This window comes from Terrabacter sp. P5_B1 (assembly GCF_056400505.1).
Genome location: NZ_JBFULD010000184.1, coordinates 1 through 8,411, shown reverse-complemented (window position 1 = coordinate 8,411; position 8,411 = coordinate 1). Strand labels below are relative to the sequence as shown.

The following is an 8,411-nucleotide window of genomic DNA, read 5'->3' as shown; positions in this document are numbered from 1 at the left end:
GCGCCGAGGGCAAGGCCCCCGCGACCGAGAAGCGCCGTCGGCCCGACGCCGAGGGCTGCGAGCAGTCCCGCGCCGGCGTCGTTGGTGCCGGAGCCGCCGAGACCGATGACGACGCGTCGAGCCCCGGCGTCGAGCGCCGCAAGGACCAGGGTGCCGACACCCGTCGTCGTCGTACGCGTGGGGTCGCGCTCGTCGGGGGCGAGCAGGTGGAGCCCCGCCGCCTGGGCCGACTCCACGTATGCCGTGCGCCCGCCTGCTCCGGTCGTCAGCAGGATCGTGCCCGGCACCTCACGCCCCAGCGGGTCGGTGGTCACCACTGCGTGCACCTCCCCGTCGAGGTTCTCGGCGAGGACGTCGACGAAGCCGGGGCCGCCGTCCGAGAGCGGTAGTGAGGTGAGGCGGTCGCCCGGAGCCGTCCGACCCCAGCCCTCGGCGATCGCGGTCGCGGCCTGGGAGGCGGTCAGGGTGCCGGAGTAGCAGTCGGGGGCGATGATCACGTGCACGTCCGGAATCCTGCCACTGCCCCGGGCCGGGTGGTGGCGCTGGGAGCGCGGCGACCGGCATACGATCTGGGCATGACGACGGCACCTGCACCGCTCCCCCTGCTGGTCCTGGGACAGGGCACCGACCTGCACACCGAGCGCGGCGTCGAGTGCCCGGGCGACCTGCCGGCGCCGTCCGACCCCGGTCTCGTCGAGCGCGCCCGCGCTGCCAAGGCCGCGCTCGGGGACCGGGTCTTCGTCCTCGGGCACCACTACCAGCGCGACGAGGTCATCGAGTTCGCCGACGTGACGGGCGACTCGTTCAAGCTCRCCCGCGACGCCGCAGCCCGGCCCGACGCGCCGCACATCGTCTTCTGCGGCGTGCACTTCATGGCGGAGTCCGCCGACATCCTGACGAGCGACGAGCAGACCGTCATCCTGCCCGACCTCGCCGCGGGCTGCTCGATGGCCGACATGGCGGCGATCGCGCAGGTCGAGGACTGCTGGGAGCAGCTCACCGCCGCCGGGGTCGCCGACCGGACGATCCCGGTCACCTACATGAACTCCTCCGCCGCGATCAAGGCCTTCACCGGGCGTCACGGCGGCACCATCTGCACGAGCTCCAACGCCCGGACCGCCCTCGACTGGGCTTTCGACCAGGTCGGCGGCCTTGGTCTGGACGGCGACGGTCTGGACGACAACGGTCTGGACGGCGCCGGCAAGGTGCTCTTCCTGCCGGACCAGCACCTCGGCCGCAACACCGCCGTGCGCGAGCTCGGCCTCTCCCTCGACGACTGCGTCGTCTGGGACCCGCACCGCCCGAACGGCGGCCTGACGCAGGCGCAGCTCGAGAAGGCACGGATGATCCTGTGGCGCGGGCACTGCTCGGTGCACGGCCGCTTCTCGGTCGACGCCGTCGAGGCCGCCCGCCGCGAGATCCCGGGCGTCAAGGTCATCGTGCACCCGGAGTGCCAGTACGACGTCGTCGAGCTGGCGGACGAGGTGGGATCGACGGAGAAGATCATCCAGACGATCGCGGCCGCCCCGGCCGGCACGTCGTGGGTCGTCGGCACCGAGCTGAACCTCGTGCGTCGACTGGCACAGCAGTTCCCCGAGCAGCGGATCTCCTTCCTGGAGAAGAACGTCTGCTACTGCTCGACGATGAACAGGATCGACCTGCCACACCTGGTGTGGGCGCTCGAGTCGCTCGTCGAGGGACGTGTCGTCAACCCGATCCGCGTCGACCCGACCGTTGCAGCCGAGGCCCGCGCGGCGCTCGACCGGATGCTTGCCCTGCCCGGCACGACCCACAAGGACTGACCCTCGTGCTCGACCGCGTCGCGGTCATCTCCGACGTCCACGGCAACGTCTCGGCGCTCGCCGCCGTGCTCGCCGACATCCACGAGCGCGGGATCCACCATGTCGTCAACCTCGGTGACGTCGTGGGCAAGGGGCCGCGCGGAGCGGAGTGCGTCAAGATCTCGCGCGACGCATGCGTGACGACCGTCCGCGGCAACTGGGACACGTTCATCGCGGCCAGCGACGAACAGCCGTGGGAGCACGCACAGTGGGTGCGCGACGAGCTCGGCGACGACGAGATCGCCTGGCTCGGGGCGCTGCCCGACGTCCACGAGCTGGTGATGAGCGGCAACCGCATCCGGCTGTTCCACGCGTCGCAGGAGAGCGAGTTCCACCGGGTGCACGTGCGGCACACGCAGGAACAGTTCCGCGCGATGTTCACCGACACCGCCTTCACCGGCCCCTTCACCGCGGGGACGGGCGAGGCCCTGACGACCCCCAACGTCGTCGGCTACGGCGACATCCACAGCGCGTACCTCGAGGTGGACGAGGGCCTCACCCTCTTCAACGCCGGCGCGGTCGGCAACCACCTCGACGCACCGTCGGCGCCCTACGTGGTGCTCGAGGGTCGGCTCGACGCCCCCGAACCCGGGCCGTTCTCGGTGAGCTTCGTCCGGGTCGACTACGACATCGAGGCCGAGATCGCCGTGGCCCGCGAGCTCGGGATGCCCGAGGCCGACGCCTACGCTCTCGAGCTGCGCGACGGGATCTTCCGCGGGTCGGTCTCCGTGTCGAGCTGACCCGGTCGAGATCCGCCGCCCCCGCGGATGACCCGACCGATGGTGCTGCGTCCGGTGGGGTGATGACCCCACCGGACGCAGCACCATGGCGCACATCATCGGTCGGTCGCGCGACCAGTCCTCGTGCGTATGCCGCGTGCCTCAGGAGGTGGGACGCAGCGCCCCCAGGCGGGCGAGGAACACCGCCTCGGCGACGCAGACCTTCTCGAACTCGGCGAGGTGCAGCGACTCGTTGGCGCCGTGTGCACGTGTGTCCGGGTCCTCGACCCCCGTGACGATGATCGACGCGTTCGGGAAGCGCGCCGAGAAGTCGGAGATGAAGGGGATCGAGCCACCGACCCCCATGTCGACCGGCTCGGTGCCCCATGCGTCGGCGAACGACGCACGCGCCTCGTCGTAGACGGGGCCGTCGGCGTCGGCTGCGAAACCGGAGCCGTGCTCCTCGAGCTCGACGCTGAGGCGCGCCCCCCACGGGGCGTGCGCCTCGAGGTGCTCCCGCACCCGGTCGAAGGCCACGAGCGGGTCCTGGGTCGGTGCGAGGCGCACCGAGATCTTGGCGGCAGCCTTGGCGGACAGGGTGTTCGACGCCTTGTCGATCGACGTCGCGTCGATGCCGATCGTCGTGATCGAGGGCTTGTTCCACAGTCGGCTGAGGATCGAGCCGGAGCCGATGAGCGAGACGCCGTCGAGCAGACCGGACTCGGCGCGGAACCGCTCCTCGTCGTAGTCGATGTCGGCGGCCTCGCCCGCGTCGAGACCCGCCACGGCCACGTTGCCGTCGGCGTCGTGGAGCGAGGAGAGCAGGCGCACGAGCGCGGTCACGGCGTCCGGGGCCGCACCGCCGAACATGCCGGAGTGCACGGAGTGGTCGAGGGTCTGGACCTGCACGACGACCCGGATGCCGCCGCGAAGCGTCGTCGTGAGGGCGGGCGTGCCGATGTCCCAGTTGCCGGAGTCGGCGATGACGATGGCGTCGGCGGCCAGCCGGTCGCCGTGCTTCTCGAGGATGGTGCCGAGCGACGGCGAGCCGGACTCCTCCTCCCCCTCGACGAAGACGGTGACGCCGACCGGCAGGTTGCCGGCGTGGGCACGCAGCGCCGCGACGTGCGCCATGACGCCCGCCTTGTCGTCGGCGGCTCCGCGTCCGTAGAGGCGGCCGTCCCGCTCCTCCGGCTCGAAGGGCGAGCTGTGCCAGTCTGTCTCGTCGCCAGGCGGCTGCACGTCGTGGTGGGCGTAGAGCGTCACCGTCGGAGCACCCTCGGGGCCCGCCCGGTGGCCGATGACGGCAGGACGGCCGCCCTCCACGACGACCTCGACCTCGAGGCCCTCGCGGCGGAGCAGCTCGGCCACGGCGTCGGCGCTGCGGGCCACCTGGCTCTGGTCGAAGGACGAGGCCGAGACGCTCGGGATGCGCACGAGCCCCTCGAGGTCGGCGCGGACCTGCGGCATGAGGTCGGCCACGCGGTCGCGGATCTGCTGGATCTGGTCGGGGGTGAGGGCGTCGTCAGTCACGAGCCCGACCCTACCCACGGCACGCGGGGCCCCGCGGCGCCGGCGCCCCGATGGGTAGGTTCGGCGGATGGGAGACAACACGTTCGTCGCCGGGCAAGGGCCCTGGCTCGAGCGGCTCGGCAACCTGCGCAACGTCGTGCGTCAGGAGATGGTCACCCGTCAGCTGGCTGCGCACCTGCCCATCGGGCGGCTTCGCGTCCTCGACGTCGGGGCGGGCCAGGGCACGCAGGCGCTCCGACTGGCCCGACTCGGGCACTCGATCACGGCCGTCGAGCCCGACGAGCGCATGCGCGCGGCGTTCGCAGAGGCCGCCGCCGGTCTGACTCGAGCCGAGGCTCGACGAGTGACCATGGTGGCCACCGACCTCGACGGTCTGGCCGACGCCACCGGGCCGACGGCATACGACGTCGTCCTGTGCCACGGCGTGCTGATGTATCTCCCCGACAGCCGGAGCGCCGTGGACGCCCTCGCGCGTCGCGCGGCGCCGGGCGGCATCGTGTCGATCGTGGCCCGCAACGGTGACGCCATGGCGTGGCGTCCGGCGCGCCGTCATGCCTGGGCGGCCACCCTGGCGATGCTCGACGAGGTGCAGCTCGCGGCCCACGGGGGTCGAGACGCCGTCTACCACAACGAGATCGGCGTCGACGCGCGAGCAGATACCCTCGCCACGCTCACGCAACACTGCGAGGCTGCGGGCCTCGAGGTGTCCGCGTGGTACGGCATCCGAGTCGCCAGCGACGACGTCCCTGTCGACGAGCCGGCACCAGAGGGCGCCGAGCTGACCGCGCTGCTGGAGGTCGAGCAACGGCTCGGCATGACCGACCCCTACCGTGCACTCGGCACCCTCCTGCACGTGATCGCCCGTCGCACGCCCTGAGGACGACTCCGAGGGCTGGCGCCTGACGCTGACGCCTGGGCCGTCACGTGCTTGGCTGGACGCATGGACGACGCGGTGCGCGCGGCCTTCGCCGTGGTGCCTCGTGCGGGGTTCCTCCCTCGCACCGAACGGCGGCGCGCGAACTTCGACGGTCCGATCTCGATCGGCCACGGCCAGACCAACTCCCAACCACGCACGGTCGCAACCATGCTCACTCTCCTCGACGTCCGGCCCGGCCAGCGAGTGCTCGACGTCGGCTCCGGATCCGGTTGGACGACAGCCCTGCTCGGCCATCTCGTCGGTCCGACGGGCACGGTCCTCGGGGTCGAACTGGAGCCCGAGCTCGCCGTCTGGGGAGCCGAGAACCTCTCCCGCGCCGGACTGCCGCACGCCTCGATCCGCGTCGCCGAGCCAGGCGTCCTGGGCGCGCCCGCTGAGGCGCCGTGGGACCGGATCCTCGTCTCCGCCAACGCGGACGCCCTGCCGCAGACGCTGGTCGACCAGCTGACTCCCGACGGGGTCATGGTGATCCCGGTCCGCGGGCGGATGAGCCGGGTGGTCCTCGAGGCGGGCGCCGCACGGACCACCCAGCACGGACCGTACCTCTTCGTCCCCTTGCGCTGACCGCCCGCGTGCTCCGGTGGCTTGTCGTGGTCCCTGCCGACGACGGTCGCGCTGCTCAATTCGGGGTGAACGTGACTCTGCGCCGTCTGGATTCGCGGATGCGCCCGCAGGAATACCCTGATTCTCAGGTGCCGGCAACAGGGGTTGGTTGTATGAGCGTCGTCTTGGCCTCGGTCCCGGGGTGCCGCGGATCTGCGAAAGACCTACGGCCACAGGGTGGCCCTCAAGGGCCTCACCGCCAAGAGCAACCCGGGGGAATGCTCCGCGTGCCGGCGTGCGCAGCTGCCGTTTCCATCGGCCCTTCCAAGGAGAGGAAGCCCAGATGCCCACTGCAAGGTGTTCGAGTCTGGCGCGACGGCGTCTTCGACGGATGACGGGCATCGCGGCCTGCGGCGTCCTGCTGGCGGGCTGCAGCGGAGCCGCAGAACCGGCGGCGCAGGACCCGGGTGCCACCAAGCCGGTCACCGCCGGAACGATCACGGTGGAGGTCGGCTCTGCGACCGGAGCCACGGAGTTCCACTACGACAAGGTGACGCTGCAAGAGCCTGCCGGCTCCACGATCACGCTGAAGTTCGTCAACCACACGGACTCCGAGGACGAGGTCGGCCACAACTGGGTGCTGGTCAAACCCGGCCAGGAGGCCGAGGTCATCGCCAGCAGCAAGGCGGCCGGTGACGACATGGACTGGTTGAACGTCGGCGACCCGGCCATCGTCGCGCACACCCGGCTCATCGAGGGCGGGCAGAGCAACACCATCACGTTCACCGCCGCACCGGGCACCTACACCTACCTGTGCACCTTCCCCGGGCACTATGCGGCGGGCGAGAAGGGCACGCTCGTCATCACGTAGTCCCGTCGGGCGCGATGCAGGGCTCGGGCCGGGTTCGGCTTAGAGTGTGTTCGTGTTCGGACGCAAGAAGACCCTCAACGACGAGCTCGCCCCGGCGACGACGGACGACTCGGCGCGCCCCGGTGCGAAGAACCGCCCCACCCCGAAGCGGCGCGAACAGGAGGCCCTCAACAAGCGTCCGCTCATCGTCACCGACCGCAAGGCGGCCGGCGCCCAGGACAAGGCGGCCCGCCGTGAGTCGATGGCCAAGCAGCGTGCCGGGATGATGACCGGCGACGAGAAGTACCTGCCGGTCCGCGACAAGGGCCCCCGCCGCCGCTTCATCCGCGACACGGTCGACGCTCGCTGGAACGTCGGCGAGTTCATGCTGCCGATCATGCTCATCGTGCTGCTGCTCAGCTTCGTCCGCACGAGTTGGGCCCTGCTGCTCGTCTTCGTGCTCGTCTACGGCCTGATCCTCGTGGCCATCGGCGACGCCCTGCTGATGTGGCGCCGCACCCGTCGCAAGGTCGAGGACAAGTTCGGCAGCGCCCAGAAGGGCGACGCGTGGTACGCCATCATGCGCGCCTTCCAGATGCGCCGCACCCGCATGCCGAAGCCGCAGGTCGGCCGCGGCGAGCACCCTGCCTGAGCCACTCCTCCGTCCGGTCCCAGCAGTCCGCCGGACCGTCAGCGCTGCAGCTCGGCGAACGCGAGCGGCGCCCGCGTGACGGCATACGTCGCGAAGTAGAGCTTGTCGACCGACCCGTCGGCCGCGCGGACGACGTCGAGGATCTCCCCGCGCTCGCGGCCCGCCACGGCCCGGTAGCGGTCCGGACCTTCGGCGGCGTATCGCGTCTCGGAGAGCGGCTCGTCGTCGGCGAGCCGCGACCACAGCTCGCCGTCCCGGACGAAGAACGTGATCGGCGACCCCTCGGACCACCACAGGCCGAGCAGCTCGGTGAGGCCCGGCTGCTCGGCCTCCGGCACCCACGGGGCGGCCAACGACGGCTCTGCGTCGGCGACGGCCTCGACGAGGTCGGTGGCGAGGCCGAGCGTCAGCGCCCCGGACGTGGCGTTGGCGAAGACGACGGCGCCGACGCCCTCCGTGCGCCGCACCCGCAGTCCCGTCAGGAAGCCCGGCATCGCCCCGCCGTGCCCGACGTAGACCCGCTCCCCCCGCCGGCCCATGCCGAAGCCGAGCCCGTAGGCGCCGCTCCAGCTGTCGACGTCGGTCATGATGATGGGCCAGCACATCTCCTCGACGGTCTCGGGCTGCACGACGCGGTCATCGGGGCGTGCGACGTAGGCGGCGTAGCGGGCCATGTCGGCCACCGTCGACCAGAGCCCGCCGAAGGGGGCCGTCGCGCCCGGGCTGAGGAGCGGTTCCTCCCTCGCGGTCCCGGCGTACGGGTCGACCTGGTACCCGAGGGCCCGGTCGTCGGCGGGAGCGAGACCGGTGCGCGTCATCCCGAGCGGGTCGAGAACGCGCTCGCGGACGACCCGCTCCCAGTCCTGGCCCGTCACGCGCTCGACGACCTGCCCGAGGAGGCCGTAGGCCAGATTCGAGTAGTGGAAGGCGTGGTGGGCCGGGAGCACCTGCTCGGCGTCCTCGACACCGGCGAGGAACTGCTCGCGCTCGGGTGCCACCAAGGTCTCCCAGATGTTGCCGACCGGCTCGCGCTGAAGGCCAGAGGCGTGGGCAAGCATCTGTCGCACGGGAACCCGCGCATGCCTGGTGGCCGGGAGGTACGTCTCGAGCGTGTCGTCGAGCGAGAGCAGTCCTTCGTCGCGGAGCGACATGACCGTCAGCGCCGTGAACGTCTTCGTCACCGAGCCGATCATGAACTGGGTGTCGTCGGTCGCCGGCGCGGGATCGGCACCGAGGCGGGCCGAGCCGACGTGCGCGGACCAGGCGAGGCGCCCGTCGCGCACGACGCCGACGCTGACCCCGGGCGAGCGCCACGACCGCTGCGCCGAGACGACCC

The 8,411-nt window shown here is 71.6% G+C and carries 9 protein-coding genes; 6 read left to right on the top strand and 3 right to left on the bottom strand.

Annotated elements, in window-relative coordinates:
• A partial coding sequence (locus AC1DP0_RS13780; RefSeq protein WP_478085119.1) for a glycerate kinase occupies window positions 1–503 on the bottom strand: 503 nt, incomplete at its 3' end.
• A gap of 72 nt (window positions 504–575) precedes the next feature.
• On the opposite strand from AC1DP0_RS13780, the gene nadA reads away from it, so the two are divergent.
• Both nadA and AC1DP0_RS13770 read left to right on the top strand, forming a co-directional pair.
• On the top strand, window positions 576–1,802 hold the full coding sequence (gene nadA / locus AC1DP0_RS13775) for a quinolinate synthase NadA (RefSeq protein ID WP_478085118.1): 1,227 nt from the start codon (window positions 576–578) through the stop codon (window positions 1,800–1,802).
• A gap of 5 nt (window positions 1,803–1,807) precedes the next feature.
• Window positions 1,808–2,581 (top strand): metallophosphoesterase family protein, encoded by a 774-nt coding sequence (locus AC1DP0_RS13770; RefSeq protein WP_478085117.1) that lies wholly within the window; start codon window positions 1,808–1,810, stop codon window positions 2,579–2,581.
• 141 nt (window positions 2,582–2,722) lie between these two features.
• On the opposite strand, the gene AC1DP0_RS13765 is transcribed toward AC1DP0_RS13770, so the two are convergent.
• Window positions 2,723–4,093 carry a M20/M25/M40 family metallo-hydrolase gene (locus AC1DP0_RS13765; protein WP_478085116.1) on the bottom strand — a complete coding sequence of 457 codons (1,371 nt, stop codon included), beginning with the start codon at window positions 4,091–4,093 and terminating at the stop codon, window positions 2,723–2,725.
• 67 nt (window positions 4,094–4,160) lie between these two features.
• Between AC1DP0_RS13765 and AC1DP0_RS13760 the strand changes: the two genes are divergently transcribed.
• The 4 genes from AC1DP0_RS13760 (at window position 4,161) to AC1DP0_RS13745 (ending at window position 7,075) form a co-directional block, all read left to right on the top strand.
• Window positions 4,161–4,970: a methyltransferase gene (locus AC1DP0_RS13760; protein ID WP_478085115.1), complete on the top strand. Its 810-nt coding sequence runs from the start codon at window positions 4,161–4,163 to the stop codon at window positions 4,968–4,970.
• 63 nt (window positions 4,971–5,033) lie between these two features.
• Window positions 5,034–5,594, top strand: a complete 561-nt coding sequence (locus AC1DP0_RS13755) for a protein-L-isoaspartate O-methyltransferase family protein (RefSeq protein WP_478085114.1) — start codon at window positions 5,034–5,036, stop codon at window positions 5,592–5,594.
• 370 nt (window positions 5,595–5,964) lie between these two features.
• Window positions 5,965–6,444, top strand: a complete 480-nt coding sequence (locus AC1DP0_RS13750) for a plastocyanin/azurin family copper-binding protein (RefSeq protein ID WP_478085113.1) — start codon at window positions 5,965–5,967, stop codon at window positions 6,442–6,444.
• A 52-nt stretch (window positions 6,445–6,496) separates the two neighbouring features.
• Complete coding sequence (locus AC1DP0_RS13745; protein ID WP_478085112.1) at window positions 6,497–7,075, top strand: DUF3043 domain-containing protein; 579 nt, start codon at window positions 6,497–6,499, stop codon at window positions 7,073–7,075.
• Between the two features lie 38 nt (window positions 7,076–7,113).
• Here the strand turns inward: AC1DP0_RS13745 and AC1DP0_RS13740 are convergent.
• The coding region (locus AC1DP0_RS13740; protein ID WP_478085111.1) for a serine hydrolase domain-containing protein at window positions 7,114–8,411 on the bottom strand (1,298 nt) is incomplete at its 5' end.

Excerpts from the sequence above, each read along its gene's own strand:
- AC1DP0_RS13755 (WP_478085114.1), top strand. The coding sequence starts at position 5,034 with ATGGACGACGCGGTGCGCGCGGCCTTCGCCGTGGTGCCTCGTGCGGGG.
- AC1DP0_RS13760 (WP_478085115.1), top strand. The coding sequence starts at position 4,161 with ATGGGAGACAACACGTTCGTCGCCGGGCAAGGGCCCTGGCTCGAGCGG.
- AC1DP0_RS13750 (WP_478085113.1), top strand. The coding sequence starts at position 5,965 with ATGACGGGCATCGCGGCCTGCGGCGTCCTGCTGGCGGGCTGCAGCGGA.